Origin of the sequence: Acinetobacter sp. 12966, assembly GCF_031196995.1 — a bacterium.
Classification (GTDB): Bacteria; Pseudomonadota; Gammaproteobacteria; order Pseudomonadales; family Moraxellaceae; genus Acinetobacter; species Acinetobacter geminorum.
Genome location: NZ_JAVIMC010000055.1, coordinates 40,125 through 59,083, shown reverse-complemented (window position 1 = coordinate 59,083; position 18,959 = coordinate 40,125). Strand labels below are relative to the sequence as shown.

The 18,959-nt window shown below is 40.1% G+C and carries 18 protein-coding genes and 1 pseudogene; 15 read left to right on the top strand and 4 right to left on the bottom strand.

The window, feature by feature from the left end; all coding sequences use genetic code 11:
* Positions 1-33 precede the first annotated feature (33 nt).
* Both RFW85_RS08040 and RFW85_RS08035 read left to right on the top strand, forming a co-directional pair.
* Positions 34-387: a hypothetical protein gene (locus tag RFW85_RS08040; RefSeq protein WP_309171383.1), complete on the top strand. Its 354-nt coding sequence runs from the start codon at positions 34-36 to the stop codon at positions 385-387.
* A 28-nt stretch (positions 388-415) separates the two neighbouring features.
* Entirely contained in the window at positions 416-892 is a 477-nt protein-coding gene (locus RFW85_RS08035; protein WP_032064043.1) for a hypothetical protein, read from the top strand.
* Between the two features lie 88 nt (positions 893-980).
* Here RFW85_RS08035 and RFW85_RS08030 read toward each other — a convergent pair whose 3' ends face one another.
* The gene (locus tag RFW85_RS08030; RefSeq protein ID WP_151302861.1) at positions 981-1,682 is read right to left on the bottom strand and encodes an SDR family oxidoreductase; all 702 of its coding nucleotides are present in this window, start codon (positions 1,680-1,682) and stop codon (positions 981-983) included.
* A 608-nt stretch (positions 1,683-2,290) separates the two neighbouring features.
* Here RFW85_RS08030 and RFW85_RS08025 point away from each other — a divergent pair.
* The 5 genes and pseudogenes from RFW85_RS08025 (at position 2,291) to RFW85_RS08005 (ending at position 5,263) form a co-directional block, all read left to right on the top strand.
* Positions 2,291-2,794: pseudogene (locus RFW85_RS08025) on the top strand (DUF2867 domain-containing protein).
* A gap of 80 nt (positions 2,795-2,874) precedes the next feature.
* A complete protein-coding gene (locus RFW85_RS08020) occupies positions 2,875-3,576 on the top strand; it encodes a DUF1003 domain-containing protein (protein WP_161283056.1) in 702 nt (233 codons plus the stop codon).
* Between the two features lie 111 nt (positions 3,577-3,687).
* Entirely contained in the window at positions 3,688-4,353 is a 666-nt protein-coding gene (locus RFW85_RS08015; RefSeq protein ID WP_161283057.1) for an RluA family pseudouridine synthase, read from the top strand.
* A 126-nt stretch (positions 4,354-4,479) separates the two neighbouring features.
* Positions 4,480-4,857 (top strand): ribonuclease E inhibitor RraB, encoded by a 378-nt coding sequence (locus RFW85_RS08010; RefSeq protein ID WP_017399750.1) that lies wholly within the window; start codon positions 4,480-4,482, stop codon positions 4,855-4,857.
* A 28-nt stretch (positions 4,858-4,885) separates the two neighbouring features.
* Positions 4,886-5,263 (top strand): nuclear transport factor 2 family protein, encoded by a 378-nt coding sequence (locus RFW85_RS08005; protein WP_161283058.1) that lies wholly within the window; start codon positions 4,886-4,888, stop codon positions 5,261-5,263.
* A 42-nt stretch (positions 5,264-5,305) separates the two neighbouring features.
* Here RFW85_RS08005 and RFW85_RS08000 read toward each other — a convergent pair whose 3' ends face one another.
* Positions 5,306-7,396, bottom strand: coding sequence for a TonB-dependent siderophore receptor (locus RFW85_RS08000; RefSeq protein WP_309171382.1), 2,091 nt, complete (start codon positions 7,394-7,396; stop codon positions 5,306-5,308).
* A gap of 75 nt (positions 7,397-7,471) precedes the next feature.
* Here RFW85_RS08000 and RFW85_RS07995 point away from each other — a divergent pair, with 75 nt between their 5' ends.
* Positions 7,472-8,617 (top strand): DUF1624 domain-containing protein, encoded by a 1,146-nt coding sequence (locus tag RFW85_RS07995; RefSeq protein WP_161283059.1) that lies wholly within the window; start codon positions 7,472-7,474, stop codon positions 8,615-8,617.
* A gap of 41 nt (positions 8,618-8,658) precedes the next feature.
* Here RFW85_RS07995 and RFW85_RS07990 read toward each other — a convergent pair whose 3' ends face one another.
* Positions 8,659-9,126: an Lrp/AsnC ligand binding domain-containing protein gene (locus tag RFW85_RS07990; RefSeq protein WP_005804788.1), complete on the bottom strand. Its 468-nt coding sequence runs from the start codon at positions 9,124-9,126 to the stop codon at positions 8,659-8,661.
* A gap of 136 nt (positions 9,127-9,262) precedes the next feature.
* On the opposite strand from RFW85_RS07990, the gene RFW85_RS07985 reads away from it, so the two are divergent.
* The 5 genes from RFW85_RS07985 (at position 9,263) to RFW85_RS07965 (ending at position 15,427) form a co-directional block, all read left to right on the top strand.
* Positions 9,263-10,528 carry a D-amino acid dehydrogenase gene (locus RFW85_RS07985; protein WP_002118025.1) on the top strand — a complete coding sequence of 422 codons (1,266 nt, stop codon included), beginning with the start codon at positions 9,263-9,265 and terminating at the stop codon, positions 10,526-10,528.
* Between the two features lie 20 nt (positions 10,529-10,548).
* A complete protein-coding gene (alr, locus tag RFW85_RS07980; RefSeq protein ID WP_309171381.1) occupies positions 10,549-11,652 on the top strand; it encodes an alanine racemase in 1,104 nt (367 codons plus the stop codon).
* A gap of 10 nt (positions 11,653-11,662) precedes the next feature.
* Positions 11,663-12,022: a RidA family protein gene (locus tag RFW85_RS07975; protein WP_309171380.1), complete on the top strand. Its 360-nt coding sequence runs from the start codon at positions 11,663-11,665 to the stop codon at positions 12,020-12,022.
* 161 nt (positions 12,023-12,183) lie between these two features.
* Positions 12,184-13,623: an amino acid permease gene (locus tag RFW85_RS07970; RefSeq protein ID WP_309171379.1), complete on the top strand. Its 1,440-nt coding sequence runs from the start codon at positions 12,184-12,186 to the stop codon at positions 13,621-13,623.
* 370 nt (positions 13,624-13,993) lie between these two features.
* Positions 13,994-15,427 carry an amino acid permease gene (locus RFW85_RS07965; RefSeq protein ID WP_009387486.1) on the top strand — a complete coding sequence of 478 codons (1,434 nt, stop codon included), beginning with the start codon at positions 13,994-13,996 and terminating at the stop codon, positions 15,425-15,427.
* A 57-nt stretch (positions 15,428-15,484) separates the two neighbouring features.
* Here RFW85_RS07965 and RFW85_RS07960 read toward each other — a convergent pair whose 3' ends face one another.
* Positions 15,485-16,366 carry a LysR family transcriptional regulator gene (locus RFW85_RS07960; RefSeq protein WP_213689022.1) on the bottom strand — a complete coding sequence of 294 codons (882 nt, stop codon included), beginning with the start codon at positions 16,364-16,366 and terminating at the stop codon, positions 15,485-15,487.
* A gap of 166 nt (positions 16,367-16,532) precedes the next feature.
* Here RFW85_RS07960 and RFW85_RS07955 point away from each other — a divergent pair, with 166 nt between their 5' ends.
* Together RFW85_RS07955 and mmsB are read left to right on the top strand one after the other, a co-directional pair.
* Entirely contained in the window at positions 16,533-18,050 is a 1,518-nt protein-coding gene (locus RFW85_RS07955; RefSeq protein WP_309171378.1) for a CoA-acylating methylmalonate-semialdehyde dehydrogenase, read from the top strand.
* 11 nt (positions 18,051-18,061) lie between these two features.
* Positions 18,062-18,952 (top strand): 3-hydroxyisobutyrate dehydrogenase, encoded by an 891-nt coding sequence (gene mmsB, locus RFW85_RS07950; protein ID WP_161283063.1) that lies wholly within the window; start codon positions 18,062-18,064, stop codon positions 18,950-18,952.
* Positions 18,953-18,959: the final 7 nt, after the last annotated feature.

The following is an 18,959-nucleotide window of genomic DNA, read 5'->3' as shown; positions in this document are numbered from 1 at the left end:
CTATAATTATGCCCGAAATCTAGAGAAATAAAGATGAACTTTAAAAACTTAATAATATTGTTTTTAATGACAAGTTTTTTAGGGTGTAGTAGCGATTACAAGATTGAACCACATGAGCTCCCAGTAGCTTATGTAGGAAAGTCATATAGTCAATTTATTAAAATTACAGGTGGTAAACTCTCAGAACAACATTTTGAATTAACTTCTAATATTCCAGAAAATCAGGGTTTCCAAATTACTCCAGTAGATGATATAGATGGATACAATCACATAAAAATAGAAGGTATTCCTAAATATAAAGGAAAATACAAAATTGTAATTAATACATATTTTTATGGGCGAGGCGATGATAAGCTAACTAAAACCTATGAATTTGTAGTTAAATAATAAAAGATCTTTTTAATAAGAAGAGGATATGAAAAAGAATTTATTAATTACCGTACTAATTTCAATTTTCATCATACAGTCCTTATTAAATTATTACTTCTGGAACCGCACAAAAACACCCGAAATTCATGTTTTAGAAAAACCTTTAAAGATATATTCGTTTGAAGGTAAATATTCGAAAAATAGCACTTTGCCAGAATATTATATTTTACCAGAAGGTACTGTTTTATATGATGATAGTGACTCTTTGAACAGAAGGGTTATGGTTTATTTCAATTTACAAGGTGTAGATTTTAAATTCGAAGAACAAGACCCAGATATCTTAAAACAACCTAGTGAAGTCAGTGGTATAAGGTCGAAGGACTTGCCTGATTTACTAAAAGAAATTCCTCTGACTAAAAAAGATATTTATTTAATTATTAAACATGATGAACGTATAAAAGACTCTGTGCGTTCAATTTTATTCAAAGAATACACAATTGATCCTTCAGAGTATGAAAAATAATTAAATATTTCTGGGGCATAGAAACATAAAATTAAAAAAGTTCAGAGAAGCGTAATTGATTACGCTTCTTCTGTCATAAGAAATAATTTTAAGCAGCTTGAATTGCTTCACCACAAAAGGAGACAGTTTCTTGTTTATGTTGGTGTAAGTACCAGAACTGCTCTGCAATGGTTTCTGGATGTACCGTGTAGGTCTTATCTTGTGCTCCAGATGTTCCATCAACGAAACCATTCACGATCACTTGGCTCACATAAACATTTGAGTCAGCGAGACTATGAGCAAGTAAATTGGTGGTTTTGTATTGAGCAGCGGCAGTAATTGCTAATGATGAGTACTCTTTAGCCACCAAGTCGATACCCACTGCATCGAAAGCAAAAATTCCATTTGTTGATAAAATACTACCGTGGTTCTTCTCTAAATCACCTAAGCAAGTTTGAACCGTCGCAATATAGCTCGAAACACGAATATGAAAGCTTTTGGTGAGCTCTAGTGGAGGGGTTTCTAAGATATTTCCTTCAATATCATGGAAAGCATTCCAATGAATATTTTTAATCTCTCCTAATCGGTCTTTAATACGATTAATAAGATTTGGTATATCTTCAAGAACCGCTAAATCACATGTAAAAGCGTAAGCTTCAATACCTTGAGTTTTAAGCTCTAGAATAGCCTTTTCAAGTTTTTGAGCGTTTCGTGCTACTAAACCGATTTTATAGCCTTCTTTACCAAATTTATGTGCTACGGCTTGGGAAATACCCGTTCCATAACCAAAAATTATAATATTGTTGTTCATTATAAAGTTCCAAAAAACCAATCATTTGGTTAGAAATAATTTATAATATGTTTTTATAATGTATTCAAGCACAAAAGTTATCTCTAAGAATAGTACCCAAAGAATAAAAATGCTTAAAAGTGGGGATTAGGGAGTCAGCTTTACATGAGTTATTTGGCTAAACATGCGCGGTTGAACGAACTTCCAATTTGGCTTAAAAATTTCTCTTGGTAAAATAAACCGAAAAACACAAATAAAGTGGAATTTAAATATAACTAATTATGGTTAAATGGGAATAAATTCTTTTAAATTTGTCTAATGGCGTAAAAATTCCCAAAAATAGTAAAAATTAGCTTTTCTTAGAAAAACAATCCCGCAGGGTGCTGGCTAAACTATATCTCAAGGGTGTGATAGGGATCGAAAAGAGTAGCATGCACCAAAACGTATAACGTTAGTGTGTACTCACCCAAAAGGTCTCGATTCGGCTTAGGACGCTATAGATCAAAAGTTTATAGGCACAAGGTTATAACTTACAAAGTTATGATTGTTGAAGTAAACCATAGATGTTTTCCCTTGACACCCTAAAAAATTCTCTATAATAAAAACGATACTTTACAAGAATATAATTTATGAATAAGCCTTATCTTTCTGCTTTACCTACCGACAGTCAAATCTCATCTCAACTGAATAATGCTTACTTCCACGATTCGTGGAGTATTGTGCTTGGTCAGCCCGACCTAAATGTATTTCAGCAACTTATTAAGCTATTTCAGCACACTCCGCAGTGGATAGAGTGGAGCATGAATATGCGTAATAAAATTACTTCAAAGATTGGGCTTAAAGATTTAGGAAGTTTTAAGCAGATTGATACTCATAAAAAAGAAAATGAGTATGTGGCAGGCGACCGAATTTGAATTTTTACTTTTTTGCAGCGTACCGAAAATGAATTAGTGATTGGAGACGATGACAAGCACTTAAATGTGACTTTATCTATTTATAAAAATGAAGATACCCAAGTGCTTACCGTAACTACAATAGTGCATATTAAAAATTGGCTTGGGCGATTGTATATGCTACCTGTAATTCCTGCCCATCGAAAAATCGTACCAGCGACTTTACAGATTTTAGGTTAGATTACTATTTTTATTTACGATGTGATCAGCCAAAATTGTTTATATAATAATCTTAATATCATAATAAAGAGCTGAATAATATGGAGAATAAAAATCAGTGTCGGCAGTGCGCCGTTTGTGGGAAAAATTTTCCTTTAAAAGATCTAGTGTCTGGTGAAGTCATTCGTAAAGTGATTAGTGATGAAATTTTAAAAGACTATCCAGATTGGAATTACTCAAGTTTTATTTGTCGAGCCGATCTGGCAGATTATCGAATTAAGTACGTTCAATCAATTTTACGTTCCGAAAAGGGTGAACTCTCTAATTTAGAAAATGAAGTGATTGGCAGTATGCAACGCCATGAGCTAATTAGCCGAAATACCGAATCCGACTTTGATCAAAAATGGACGTTTGGGGAAAAACTGGCAGATAAAATCGCAACATTTGGTGGTAGCTGGGCTTTTCTCATTTGCTTTGCTCTATTTTTGACAGGTTGGATTATTCTAAACACGGTCGTAATGGTAGTCCGTCCCGTCGACCCTTATCCCTTTATTTTGCTGAATTTAGTATTGTCATGTTTAGCTGCAATTCAAGCACCTATTATTATGATGAGCCAAAATCGCCAAGAAGCAAAAGACCGTTTACGTTCTCAACATGATTATCAAATTAATTTAAAAGCTGAGCTTGAGATTCGTCATTTGCATGAAAAAATGGACCATCTTTTATCGCATCAATGGGAAAGGCTTGCACACATTCAAGAAATTCAACTTGATCTTTTAGCAGAAATGAATAAAAAACGATAAAGATTTTCTGAGTTTCACGTGGAACATGAGTAAAGCGTTATAGATTATTTTGCGGTAGGTCTGAAATTTCTTTATGATCTGCCGCCATGCTCCATTGCTGTTTCTACGACCATGCCTTTAAACGACAACTTTGTTTACGCTCCACCACAAGATCCACTTTCAATTCTATTTGAAGATGACGATTTAATTGTGGTTGATAAACCTGCGGGTTTGTTGTCGGTAATGGGACGGTTACCTGAGCATCATGACAGTGCTTATTTACGGGTGCTGGAAAAATTCCCTTTAGCTAAGGTTACGCATCGTTTAGATATGGCGACATCAGGCTTACTTATGTTTGCTAAACACCGTGATGCAGAAGTTGCGGTAAGTAAAATGTTTCAGGCCAGAACAGTCAAAAAACATTATATTGCTTTGGTGCAAGGCCAAGTCGCAGAAGAGGGCAGTGTTGAGGTTCCACTCATTACCGACTGGGAAAATCGCCCAAGACAAATTGTACATTTTGAATTAGGCAAACATGCTAAAACCTTGTTTCAACCACTCATATATGATGAAAAGAACAATCAAAGTCGAGTATTACTTGAACCAGTAACAGGACGCTCGCATCAGTTACGTGTGCACATGATGCATATAGGACATCCGATTATGGGGGACAAGTTGTATCACCCTGAGCCTAAACGTTTTCACTTAAACCGCATGGCCTTACATGCCGCATATTTGGCTTTTCAGCATCCACTAAATGGAACGGATGTGGTGATTGAGTCGCAAGTGCCTTTCTAAATTTTATACACTTAAAAAATTAATTTGATGCAATTGGGAACGGAATATATACCCAAATTGCAATAAAAGTCGGGTATTCTTGATGTTGAATAATATTAATACTGCGACAACAACAAGGATCATTTTATGACTCGTGACTACGAACAATTTCCAGATGACGATAACGGCAACGTACTTTGGCAAATGGCTGAAGATGGGGATGATTTAACCGAGCTGCATGAAATTGAATTTTCAATTGCTTTTCAAGATCAGAAAAATGCAGAGCAATGTGCACTCTATTTGCTTTACCAAGAACAAAAAGTTTCACTTTTTCAAGATGACTCTGTTGAGCCAAATGAGTGGGTGATTACCATCTTCGTTAACATGGAACCTGAGTATTCAGACATTGTTGACTTGGAACAATGGTTTGCCAGCATCGCTGAGAAATTTCAGGGCGAATATGATGGATGGGGCTGTATGGCCTATGTCTTTGAGGAAGACGAAGAAGATGACCTGTTGCAGTAAGGTCTAAAATAAAGAGTAGGAGATAATCATGAATTTATCTCAAAAACAAATTGCAGTACGGTTTTTAGAACTTGCCGCAGCTGGTGAAGTTGATGAAGCTTACAGCAATTACACTGCGCCGAACTTCAAGCATCACAACCCTTATTATGCGGGTGATGCGACTTCTTTGAAGGAAGGGATGCGTGAAAGTGCAATTGAAACTCCCAACAAAGTCTTTGATGTTCAACATGTCATTGAAGAGGGCGATTTGGTTGCTGTGCATTCAAAACTTGAAATGCAAATGAATGGGTTAACCACCTTGGCCGTGGTTCATATTTGCCGTTTTGAAAAGGGTAAAATTGCTGAGTTTTGGGATATTGGCCAAGTACAGCCCGCCCCGCTCGTCAATGAAAATGGTATGTTCTAATCAAAAGCCCGAAATAATTCGGGCTTTTGATTTATGTATGAATTAAAACTTCCATTGTGCCGAGATTGAAGCATTTAGTGGTTCACCTGGTTGAACCCATAAATCGCTATAGCTTGAGACATAGTAGGTTTTATCAAACAGGTTGTTTACCTTCAGCTGATAGCGTAAGCGGTCAGATGGGGCATAGTAGCCATTTAAATTGACCAGCGTATAGCTTGGTAAATTAAAACCATTGTCTAGGTTATGTCCGCTACGCTCACCCACATAAGTGAGATTGGCACCTACGCCTGCTTTTCTTGCACCTTCTTGTAGAAATTCATAATTGGTACTTACAGCGCCTTGGTGTTTTGGAACATTGCTTAGACGAGCGCCTTTTTCCAAGTCTTGGTCTTTTTCAATTTGAGCATCGGTATAGCTATAGTTGGCATTGACGAACCAGCGATCAGTGATCTGGCTATTTAAGTCAAACTCAACTCCTTTACTACTCACTTCACCTGCTGCGGTTTGAAAATTACTGTCGATTGGATCGGTTGTCAGTACATTCTGTTTTTTCATTTTAAACAAAGCGAGACTCAGCACACTTTGGTCGTTTATTTTATATTTGGTGCCGATTTCATAACTTTCGCCTTTTTCAGGGGCAAAAGTCTGACCATTTCGATTCATACCACTATTCATGGCAAATGAGCGACCATAGTTGCTATAAAACGCCCATTGGTCAGAGGCTTTAAAATTTACTCCGAAACGTGGACTATTTTGATGAAGTGTCTGATTGTTTTCGGTTTGTTTTATATGGTTTTTAAAGTCTTGTTCGACCTGATCAAAACGGTTGCCAAATAGCACACTCCATTGATCATTGAAAAAGATCTGGTCTTGTACATTAAGCGCAAAGTAACGTTGGCGCTCTTTAGTGTCGGTAAACGGAGCTAGATTCGGTAAATATTTGCCGTATTCAGGTTGGTAAATATCAATTGTGTTTGGCATACCAGCACTGTGATTACGACGAAGCTGGTTTTGCTTATAGTCAAGTTGACCAAGCTCGGTTGAAAGTAAAATTTCATGGCGAGCCCAAGAGGTATCAAGCTTGCCAAGTAACTCTGTCTGAGCTAGGACATCTTCACTTGTATAGTCACGATAGCGACGTTGACGTTCTAAAGTACGTCCATCGGCTTGCATACGCCGAGGTTCGGTTGCAAAGCCGACCATTTTGGCATCTTTATAGCTGACCGCACTATTTAGTTTCCAGTCAGGATTAAACTCGTGACTCAGACGTAATTGGTAAAAGTAATCTTTTATTTTTAAATCGCCGTCGTCAGGTTCACCTGTAAATGTTTTCGGGTCCATCACAAATTGGTGATGGACTGTGCTGACCCCACGGTCAAAGGTTCCTTTATGCTCAGTAAATTCACTGTCAAAGTCGAGTTGCGTTTGGTCTGAAATTTTCCATGTAAGCTGTGGTGAAAAGAACCAGCGTTCACTGCTGACATGATCACGGAAGCTTTGATTATCTTCATGAGCCACTGCTACACGATAGGCCAGTTCATCATTTATAGGCGCGGTATGTTCCAGACTAATTCGGTATTGTTCTTGGGTATTGGCGCGTAGGTTAACTTCACTTTCACTTTCCCATTGTGGTTTTTTACTATTGAGGTTAAGTAAGCCTCCTGTTTCGCCGCGGCCATATAGCGCCGCCATTGGACCTTTTAAAAACTCTAAAGATTCAATATTTACTACATCTTTTGGAGCACTAATCCCTCGGTTGACACTCAAACCGTTGCGGATCATTGAGGCACCTAAATTGGGATCGGTACTAAAACCGCGGAAAGAGTAATTATCCCAAAAACCACCACCGAAACTATTTTGATGAAAAACACCACTCACCAAGCTTAATGCGTCATCAATTCGTTGAACGTCTTGTTGTTCCATTATTTGTTTAGAAAGATAAGCACGGTTAAAAGGGACATCTAAAACATCGTGAGTAAATTTAGTTGCCGAGCTATTTTGGCTCACATCTTCTCGGGTGCTTTCGGCCTGAATGCGTATGGTCTCAAGTACCGTTGATGTTTCCTCTCCCCAAGTGAGGGTCGATATAAATGATAGACCTAACGAAGACAACAATCCTAATTTGTGTCGCATAAATAATCAGCCATAAAAAGACAAAAGGAATTAAATGTAATAGTATAACGTTACATTATTTTGTTGATTACTGCTATGTCTATAGAAAAAAATATTGAACGTTTACAGTCGATTGATGCTTTACGCGGTCTGGTCATCATTATTATGTTGCTCGACCATGTAAGAGAAACTTTCTATTTACATAAACAGGTTACCGATCCAATCGACGTAACAGTAACAGAACCGGCATTATTTGGCAGTCGATTATTGGCCCATATTTGCGCTCCAGTTTTTGTACTTTTAACGGGTATTTCTGCATTTTTATTTCAATCAAAAAAACAAGATTTACAGCAAACACGTGCTTTTTTATTAAAGCGGGGCTTATTTTTGATTGCACTAGAGCTCACGCTGGTGAATTTTGCATGGACAGCGACTTTTCCACCCGAAGTCATTTATTTACAAGTGATCTGGGCGATTGGTATTAGCATGGTGGTGCTAGCGTGCTGTGTAAGTTTGCCTTTGCCTGTTCTTGCGGGCGCAGGTTTGGTTATTGTTTTTGGGCACAATTTATTAGATTCAGTACATTTCTCACAAGGCATCCTACAGAATATATGGTTCGTTTTACATGAACGTGGCTGGATTGAATTTGCGGGTATTAAGTTTCGCACAAGCTATCCAGTTTTACCTTGGATTGGGGTGATTTTATTAGGCTACGTTTTAGGCCAATTGTTTAGTTCAAAATATTCAGAAAAGCAAAGAAGCCGCGCCTTACTCGGCCTTGGTTTGGCAAGTATCGGGTTATTTGTTTTATTGCGTTTGATTAATGTCTATGGTGACCAGCCGTGGCAGCATTTTGAGTCATTACAACTGAGTCTCATGAGCTTTTTTAACCTCACCAAGTATCCACCATCTTTACTGTTTATTTTACTGAATGTTGGGATCGGTTTGATTGTGTTGGTTGCTTTTGAGCGTATGCAGCAATATTCATTTTTAAAACCATTGGTGGTGTTTGGCTCGGTGCCTATGTTCTTTTATTTACTGCACTTATATGTGCTGAAACTGATGTATGTGTTTGCACTAAATATGTGGGGAGCTAACTACGGAAAGTATTTGTCGGTCAATCATGTGTGGATGCTGTGGTTAATCACGATTGTGTTGTCTTTTGCGCTCTATCCAGCAGTTAAGTGGTTCTCGAAGTTCAAACATCAAAATAAACATATTTCGATTTTAAAATATTTCTAATTTTCAAAACTTGAGTAAAGCGAGTTCAATGGAGCTTCGCTTTACTTGCTTACATCTAGATATAGAGTTTCTTTGACTTCTTCCATAACCACATAACTGTGTGACGATGCCGAAGCAGGGAGTTTCTTTAGCAGATCTCCTAATAAGCGGCGATATGCACTCATTTCTTTTAAACGCGCTTTTACGAGGTAGTCAAATTCGCCTGAAATAAGGTGACATTCAAGCACTTCAGGAATCTCAACTAAATCTCTAGCCACCTGATCAAACACATCGCCAGATTTGGCAGATAACTTAATTTCTAAAAAGACAAGCAAGTTACGATCCACAAAGGCTGGGTTTAGTCGAGCGTAATAACCCATGATAATGCCATCGCGTTCAAGACGCTTTACACGCTCCGAACAGGGGGTGGTCGACAGGTTAACTCTCGATGCCAATTCACTAATCGCAATTCGTCCTTCACGCTGCAAAATGTCCAGAATCATGCGATCTATACGATCTAAGGGGCGCATAGATATTTCCTCTTTTTTTTAAATTCTCGCGAGAAAAACATAAATTTACCTAGATTATAGTCTAAAAAACAGTGAAATAAACTATTGAAGCAGAAATATACTAGTTAAATAAACTGGTGTGCGTGAGGGAATGGAAATGCGCGTAATTGTTTTAGGTAGCGGCGTTATTGGAGTGGCAAGTGCCTATTATCTAGCTCAACAAGGAGCTGAGGTTACTGTTCTCGATCGCCAGTCAGGTCCTGCCGAAGAAACAAGTTTTGGTAATGCAGGTCAAATTTCGCCTGGGTATTCGACTCCTTGGGCAGCACCAGGAATTCCTTTTAAAGCTGTGAAATGGATGTTTCAACATCATGCACCGCTTGCGATTAATTTAGATGGCAGCATGTGGCAGTTACAGTGGATGGCTCAAATGCTCAAAAACTGTAATCCGCAAAGTTATGCTGTGAACAAAGAACGTATGATGCGCGTGGCTGAATACAGCCGTGACTGTTTACGTGAACTCAGAAAAGATACAGGCATTAATTACGAAAACCGTGCAAAAGGCACGTTGCAGTTATTCCGTAAAGAAGCACAAATGGAAGCGGTTCAACGTGACATTAGCGTGCTACAAGAATGCGGCGTAAGCTACGAATTATTAAATGGCAACGAACTTGGTCGTGTAGAACCAGCGTTGGCAAATGCGCAAGATAAACTGGTTGGTGGTTTACATTTACCAAATGATGAAACAGGTGACTGTTATTTATTTACCAATGCTTTAGCTCAAATTGCCAAAGAGTTAGGTGTTAACTTCCAGTTTAACCAGAACGTAGAAAAATTGATTGTTGAAGGCGATGAAATTAAGGGCGTTCAGGTCAATGGTAAGGTCTTAACCGCAGATCGTTATGTTCTAGCGTTTGGTAGTTATTCACGTGATTTCTTGAAACCACTCGATCTACAGTTGCCTGTATATCCTGTGAAAGGTTACTCGTTGACGATTCCAATTGTTGACCCAGCTTTTGCTCCGCAATCTACAGTGCTTGATGAAACCTACAAAATTGCGATTACTCGTTTTGACCAACGTATTCGTGTAGGTGGAATGGCAGAGTTAAGTGGCTTTAACTTAGGTCTGAATGAAGACCGCCGTGCAACATTACAAATGGTGACTCAGGACTTGTTCCCGGGCGGCGATATGGCACAGGCGTCTTTTTGGACTGGTTTACGTCCAATGACACCAGACAGTACACCGATTATTGGCGCAACTCGCTTTAAAAATCTGTTCTTGAATACAGGTCACGGTACTCTAGGCTGGACGATGGCGTGTGGTTCAGGAAAATTAATCAGTGACATCGTATTGAATCACAAGACTGATATCAGTACCGATGGCCTTTCAATTCAGCGTTATTCACACGCGCATGCTGCATAACGGACGTTAGGAAAGTAATCATGCCTCGTCCTATTACCGCAGTCATCCACCGTCAAGCCTTACAAAATAACTTGGCGGTGGTACGCAAGGCTATGCCAAACACTAAGGTCTTTGCCGTTGTAAAAGCCAATGCTTATGGACACGGAATTGAACGTGTTTATGAAGCGTTTAAAGCAGCAGATGGCTTTGCCTTACTTGATCTTGATGAAGCAAAACGCATTCGTGCTTTAGGTTGGACAGGTCCAATTTTATTGCTCGAAGGAATTTTCTCTCCTCAAGATTTATTTGATTGTGTGCAATATCAACTCAGTTTCACCATTCATAGTGAAGCGCAAATTGAGTGGGTTGAAAACCATCCTTATCCTGCTCAATTTGATGTTTGCTTAAAAATGAACAATGGTATGAATCGTCTTGGTTTTAAGCCACAACACTATGTTCAGGCTTGGGAACGTTTAAATAACTTGGCAAATGTCTCCAAGATTACGCACATGATGCATTTTTCAGATGCAGATGGCGAGCGTTTCGGCCAGCAGGGCATTGATTATCAAATCAATGCTTTTGAAGAAATTGTTAAGGATTTACCGGGTGAAAGATCGGTAAGTAATAGTGCGGCAATTCTGCGTTATCAAGACCAGCTCAAATCAGATTATGCCCGTAGCGGCATCATGCTCTATGGCAGCTCGCCAGACTACCCGACGCATAGTATTGCAGACTGGGGCTTACAACCGACCATGAGCTTACGCAGTGAAATTATTTCCGTTCAGCATTTAGAGCCGAATGAAAGTGTAGGGTATGGTTCAAACTTTGTCACAGAGCAGCCCATGACGATTGGGATTGTTGCTTGCGGCTATGCTGATGGTTATCAACGTATTTCACCAACAGGTACGCCTGTTTTAGTGGACTCAGTCCGCACTCGCACAATTGGCCGCGTCAGCATGGATATGCTGGCAGTCGATTTAACGGGCATTGAAAATGCCAAAGTTGGTAGCGAAGTGGTGCTCTGGGGCCAATCAAGTAAAGGCGTCGTTTTACCTATTGATGATGTCGCAATTTCATCCGGTACGGTGGGCTATGAACTGATGTGTGCTGTCACCGCCCGTGTTCAATTTATTAATCAGGTATAAGGAAATCCGAATGTCTAATTCAGATATACAAAAGATTAACACTAACGAAGTCATGAGCGCCGTGACTGTTTTTAACAAAGTAGTTTATCTGTCAGGTCAGGTACCTAAAAATACCGAGCAAGATGTGGCAGGCCAAACTCGTGAAATTCTTGCAACGATTGATGAACTTTTGGCATTAGCCAATACCGACAAATCTCGCTTGCTCTCTGCACAGCTCTATTTGAAAAATCTTTCTGACTTTTCAACCGTAAATGCAATTTGGGTTGACTGGTTAAAAGGGTGTGTTGCTCCATCGCGTGCCACAATTCAGGCCGATTTGGTCAATCCAGATTGGTTAATTGAAATTGCCGTGACGGCAGCACACAAGTAATTCGTTTTTACTCCAAAAATGATGATGTATCTAACAGAAGGAAGATAGATACGGTTTAACCAGTCATTTTTGGTGAACAGATTCAGTGACCTATGGCATACGGTTCGATTTTCGCCATAGGTTGCTGATCTTAACAAAGGAATTCAAAAAGGAATTTTAATATGACAACGGCTCGTCATTCAGATACGGAAAATTCTCCTGATCATCTGCAACGAAAACTGTCTAACCGTCATTTACAACTGATTGCTATTGGCGGTGCAATTGGAACCGGCTTATTTATGGGTTCGGGCAAAACTATCTCCCTCGCAGGTCCTTCAATCCTTTTAATCTATATGATTATTGGAGGAATGTTCTTTTTCTTAATGCGTGCAATGGGCGAGTTGCTCCTTGCAAATCTGCATTACAAATCTTTTGTTGATATGGCTCATGACTTAATTGGTCCTTGGGCTGGTTACTATTTGGGTTGGACCTATTGGTTAGGCTGGGTACTAGTCGGTATTGCGGACCTTTCAGCGGTCATTAACTATTTGAGCTTCTGGCTGCCCGATGGCACGAGCTTTTCACCAACGCAACAAGCCATGATTAGTGCAGGTTGTGTGCTGTTTGTCATGGGTCTTAACCTACTGACTGTACGCCTATTTGGTGAAATTGAATTTTGGTTTGCCCTTATTAAGATTCTGGCGATTATTGGCCTGATCGGAGTGGGTGGCTATATGATTTTCAGCCATTTCCAAGCTCCTCAAGGCGCTGTTGCAAGCATTAGTAATGTTTGGTCGCATGGCGGTTTATTCCCGAAAGGTACAGAAGGCTTCTTGGCAGGATTCCAGATTGCTGTATTTGCTTTTGTCGGGGTGGAACTCGTAGGTACAACAGCTGCTGAAACCAAAGACCCGCAGAAGAACTTACCGAAAGCGATTAATGCGATTCCGGTACGTATTATTTTGTTCTATGTATTGGCACTGTTTATTGTGATGTCGGTAACACCGTGGGATCACATTCGTGCAGACAAAAGTCCGTTTGTTGAGTTGTTCTTAAATGCGGGTATTCCGGTTTCAGCCATCATCATGAACTTAGTTGTACTTTCTTCGGTGATGTCTTCAATGAACAGCGGCGTGTTTTCAACTAGCCGTATGTTGTTTGGTTTATCAAAAGACGGTCAGGCACCTGGTGCATTTGGTCGTTTATCAAAACGCGCAGTTCCTTCAAATGGTTTGATTTTCTCTTGTACCTTTATCATGGGCGGAGCGGTGCTTCAGTACTTTGTTCCAAACACGATGGAAGCATTTACTTTGGCAAGTTCACTTTGTGTGATTCTATTCATTAGTGTCTGGAGTCTCATCATGGTGTGCTATTTACGCTACCGTAAATTACGTCCTGAATTACATGAAAAATCAACATTCAAAATGCCAGGTGGCGTTTGGATGAGTTATGTTGTTTTGGCATTCATGCTTTTCACTTTAGTTATTTTGGCATTAGAGCCAGATACATTGAAAGCTTTATACGTCAGTCCAGTATGGCTGGTCATTTTAGGTGTTACCTATCATGTGCTCTATAAACCACGTATGAAAAAACTAGGACGTGAACTCGTCAACGATCATTAAGTTTTATTAAAAAGCCAATCAATCATGATTGGCTTTTTTTATTTTTATTAGATTTTTTATCGGAATAATATTGTTTATTTTTGGATCAATAGAGCAGTTTGGAGGGTATTGGAAAAGTACATATAGCAGGATCACATGCTACACTTCGGCTAATCTGGAAACCCAGATTGATTAATTAAAATTGCCGTGAAGGCAGTACATAAATAATGTGACTTAAAAAAATCAGGACAAACGATTTATCAATTAAGGAAAAAATATACTTGAACATCTTGTCCTGAGGTATAGACTCAGCAACCCACGATATACGGTTCGTTTTTCTCCCTATAGGTTGCTGATTTAAGTTAAGCAAAATATAAAAAGGACTTCTAATATGACAATGGTTCATCATTCTGATGAGGCAAGCTCCCCTGATCATTTACAACGGAAATTAAATAATCGCCATCTACAAATGATTGCAATTGGCGGTGCAATTGGAACCGGCTTATTTATGGGCTCGGGCAAAACCATCTCCCTCGCAGGTCCTTCAATCCTCGTTATCTACATGATAATTGGTGGTATGTTCTTTTTTCTGATGCGTGCATTGGGTGAACTACTGCTTGCCAACTTACATTACAAATCATTTGTCGATATGGCTTATGATTTGATCGGACCATGGGCTGGCTACTATATCGGCTGGACCTATTGGTTAGGCTGGGTATTGGTCGGTATTGCTGATTTGTCTGCGGTCATTAACTATTTAAGTTTCTGGCTGCCCGAAGGCGCCAGTTTCTCACCCATGCAACAAGCCATGATTAGTTCAGGCTGTGTACTATTCATTTTAGGGCTTAACTTGCTTACCGTTAAGCTATTTGGTGAAGTTGAATTCTGGTTCGCACTCATTAAGATTTTGGCCATTATTGGCCTGATTGGAGTCGGTGGTTACATGCTCCTCACTCATTTTCAAGCTCCGCATGGTGAGGTTGTGAGTGTAAGTAATGTGTGGTCGCATGGCGGCATATTTCCAAAAGGCGTAAGCGGATTTTTGGCAGGTTTCCAGATTGCCGTTTTTGCCTTTATTGGCGTTGAATTGATTGGTACAACTGCTGCTGAAACGAAAGATCCAGAGAAAAATTTACCGAAGGCAATTAACGCGATTCCTGTACGTATTATTCTATTCTATGTGTTGGCACTCTTTGTGGTGATGTCAGTAACACCTTGGGATCACATTCGTGCAGATAAAAGTCCATTTGTTGAGTTGTTCTTAAATGCAGGTATTCCTATTTCTGCAATTATTATGAACTTGGTTGTACTGTCTTCGGTGATGTCTTCAATGAACAGCGGTGTGTTTTCAACCAGTCGTATGCTGTTCGGTTTATCGAAAGATGGTCAGGCGCCAAGTGCTTTGGGGCGTTTATCAAAACGTGCCGTACCTTCAAATGGTTTAATCTTCTCATGTATTTTCATTATGGGTGGGGCAGTGCTTCAGTACTTTGTTCCAAACACCATGGAAGCATTTACTTTGGCAAGTTCACTCTGTGTGATTCTCTTTATTAGTGTATGGCTTCTGATCATGGCATGCTATTTACGTTACCGTAAGTTAAGTCCAGAGTTACATGCTAAATCGACCTTTAAAATGCCAGGCGGGGTGTTGATGGCGTATGTTGTCATTGCATTCTTCTTGTTCACTTTAGTGATTTTGGCACTAGAGCCAGATACATTAAAAGCGGTATATGTTAGTCCATTGTGGCTAGTTGTTTTAGGCGTTAGCTATCATGTGTTTTATAAACCACGCATGAAAAAACTAGGCCAAGAAACTTTTGATTAATTATTCATAATTTCAAAAAAGCCAATCGATCATGATTGGCTTTTTTATTTAGGTTCTTTAATCAACCAACAAATGCTGATATTTGTCAGCTTGTTTGCGTAGATAATCCCAGACGAGTTTAATGCGCGGTTCATGTTGTAAATCAACAAAGGTCAGCATCCAAAACGTGTGGGTAAAGCGAACTTGTTGCTCTAACACTTCTTCAAGTTCCGGTTTATCATCTGCCAAAAACTTGGGCAAAATCGCAAGTCCTGCGCCAGCACTCACCGCAATTTGTTGGGCCAAAATACTGCTGCTACGGAAGTTAGCATTCAGCTTTAAAGGTAAACGTTCTAGACAATACAATTCAGGGCTATACACCAGATCATCAATATAGTTCACAAAGCGATGTTGGGTTAAATCTTCTAAGGCACGGATAGGCGGGTTTTGAGTCAGATAGTTTTTGCTACCATAAATTTTTAAACAATAATCTGATAATCGCGTAATGATGTAAGGGCCAGACGTAGGACGATCAATTGATACCACAATATCTGCCTCACGGTGTGAAAGCTTAATCATTTTTGGCACTGGAATTAAGTCGATGGTGAGTAGTGGGTATTGAATCGAGAACTCAGCCAGTAAGCGAGCTAAAAAAGCAGTACCAAAACCTTCAGGTGTGCCAATTCGCACACGACCTTGCAAAGGTTGATGTGGTTTTTCAATTTGTAAGAAAGCTTGTTCCATTTGCTCAACTCGAGGAACAAGAGCCATCCCTTCGAGTGTCAGCTCATAACCCGTCGCTTCACGCTTAAACAGCGTTGTACCCAAAGCAAGTTCTAGGGCCTGAATCCGTCTAGCCACCGTACTGTGCTCGACACCAATAACCCGCGCAGCATTGGTCAAAGTTTTAGTCCGAGCTAAAACCAGAAAAAAATGTAGATGATCCCAATCCACTTTCATTTTTGTTGTCATCCTTGTGCATATTTGCACAACAATCGTGCATGAATTTCCGTTGGTGGTCAAAGTTTTCTTTGCTAGTCTCAATTGAAACTGGAATAAAGAAAATACGATCAAAAGGTATTTTCTAATAATTGAACACAATAAAAATATGGCCTACGGAGAGGTTATGAACACAATCCAAAAAATCGAATTGGAAACCGCTAAATTACTCATTAACGGAAATTTTATCGAATCTGAAACACAGGAATGGCAAGACATTATTAACCCTGCGACTCAGGAAGTGATTGGTCGTGTACCATTTGCAACGGTTAAAGAAGTTGACGCTGCTATTCAAGCTGCACAAGATGCTTTTGCTTCTTGGCGTCAGACTCCAATTCAGGCACGTATGCGTATCATGCTTAAGTTACAAGACTTAATCCGTGCCAACATGAAGGAAATTGCACAAGTACTAACGGCTGAACAAGGCAAAACCTTGGCAGATGCTGAAGGTGATATTCAACGTGGTTTAGAAGTGGTTGAACATGCCTGTTCGGTCGGCACTTTGCAAATGGGTGAATATGTTGAAGGTGTAGCGCGTGGTGTAGACACTTATACCTTGCAGCAACCTTTGGGTGTATGTGCGGGTATTACGCCGTTTAATTTCCCAGCCATGATTCCACTTTGGATGTTCCCAATGGCAATCGTGTGCGGCAATACATTTGTTTTAAAACCATCAGAACAAGATCCATTATCAACCATGATGCTGGTTGAGCTTGCGATTCAAGCTGGCGTTCCAGCAGGTGTGCTCAACGTTGTGCATGGTGGCAAAGAAGTGGTTGACCGTTTGTGTACCCATAAAGACATTAAAGCGATTTCATTTGTAGGTTCAACAGCAGTTGGAACACATGTTTATAACCTTGCAGGGCAACATGGTAAACGTGTGCAGTCGATGATGGGTGCAAAAAACCATGTTGTGGTCATGCCTGATGCCAATAAAGAACAAACCTTAAATGCTCTAGTCGGCGCAGCGTTTGGTGCAGCAGGGCAACGTTGTATGGCATTGTCGGTTGCAGTCATGGTCGGTGACAGCAAACAATGGATTCAAGAGTTAGTTGAAAAAGCGAAAACCTTAAAAGTAAACGCAGGCCATGAGCCAAATACTGATATTGGCCCTGTCATTTCAAAACGTGCTAAAGCGCGAGTACTCGACTTAATTAATAGCGGTGTTGAGCAAGGTGCAGAGTTACTACTCGATGGTCGCGATGTTCAAGTACAAGGCTATGAAGTGGGCAACTTTGTAGGTGCAACGATTTTTAGTGGCGTAAATACCGACATGCGTATTTATAAAGAAGAAATCTTTGGTCCAGTTCTTTCAATTATTTGTGTCGACACACTTGATGAAGCGATTGCGCTTATCAACGCCAATCCATTTGGTAACGGTGTAGGTCTATTTACACAAAGCGGTGCGATTGCACGTACTTTCCAAAACCTCATTGATATTGGCCAAGTCGGTATCAATATTCCAATTCCTGTGCCAGTGCCTTTCTTTAGCTTTACAGGTTCAAGAGGTTCAAAACTGGGTGATTTGGGACCATACGGCAAACAGGCTGTGCAGTTCTATACCCAAACCAAAACCATTACCAGTCGCTGGTTTGAAGATAGCCATGAAGTTGGCGGTGTAAATACAACTATTAGTTTACGTTAAGGGGATCACGGATGAATATCGCCTTTATCGGTCTAGGCAATATGGGCGGCAAAATGGCCCATAACCTACTGAAAGCCGGAATCAAAGTTTATGGTTATGACCTCAGTGAAGTTGCTATTCAGCACTTCGCCGAAGCAGGTGGTGTGGTCTGCGATAGCCCACAGGCTGCAGCGAAACAAGCTGATGTGGTCATTAGCATGTTGCCTGCGGCCAAGCATGTTAAAGAAGTTTACTTGGGTGAAAATGGTGTATTGGAAGTGCTAAAAGCAGGTAGCTTATGCATTGATAGTAGTACCATTGACCCACAAACCATTAAAGACATTGCTGCTGTTGCGCATGGTAAAAATATTAAAATCTGTGATGCACCAGTTTCAGGTGGAACCATTGGTGCTCAAGCCGGAACTCTAACGTTCATGGTGGGTGCCGATGAGCAAACCTTTAACGAAGTGAAACCTGTGCTCAGTCACATGGGCAAAAATATTGTTCATTGTGGTGATGTCGGTGCAGGTCAAATTGCCAAAATCTGTAATAACCTGATTTTAGGTATTTCAATGGCTGCTGTTGCTGAAGGTATGGCACTCGGTGTAAAGCTGGGCATCGACCCACAAGCATTAGCAGGCGTCATTAACACCTCAAGCGGTCGTTGCTGGAGTTCGGATGTGTGTAACCCATGGCCGCATATTAATGAAAATGCGCCAGCATCTCGAGGTTACCAGGACGGCTTTGCAACTCAGCTGATGCTAAAAGATTTGGGTCTTGCAGTAGAGGCCGCGGGCCAAGTCAAACAACCAGTTGTATTAGGTGGCATGGTGCAACAGCTGTATCAGCAAATGTGCATGCGTGGTAATGCCAATCTCGACTTTTCGAGCATTATTCAGCAATACCTGCCACAAGAGGCATAACGGTAAA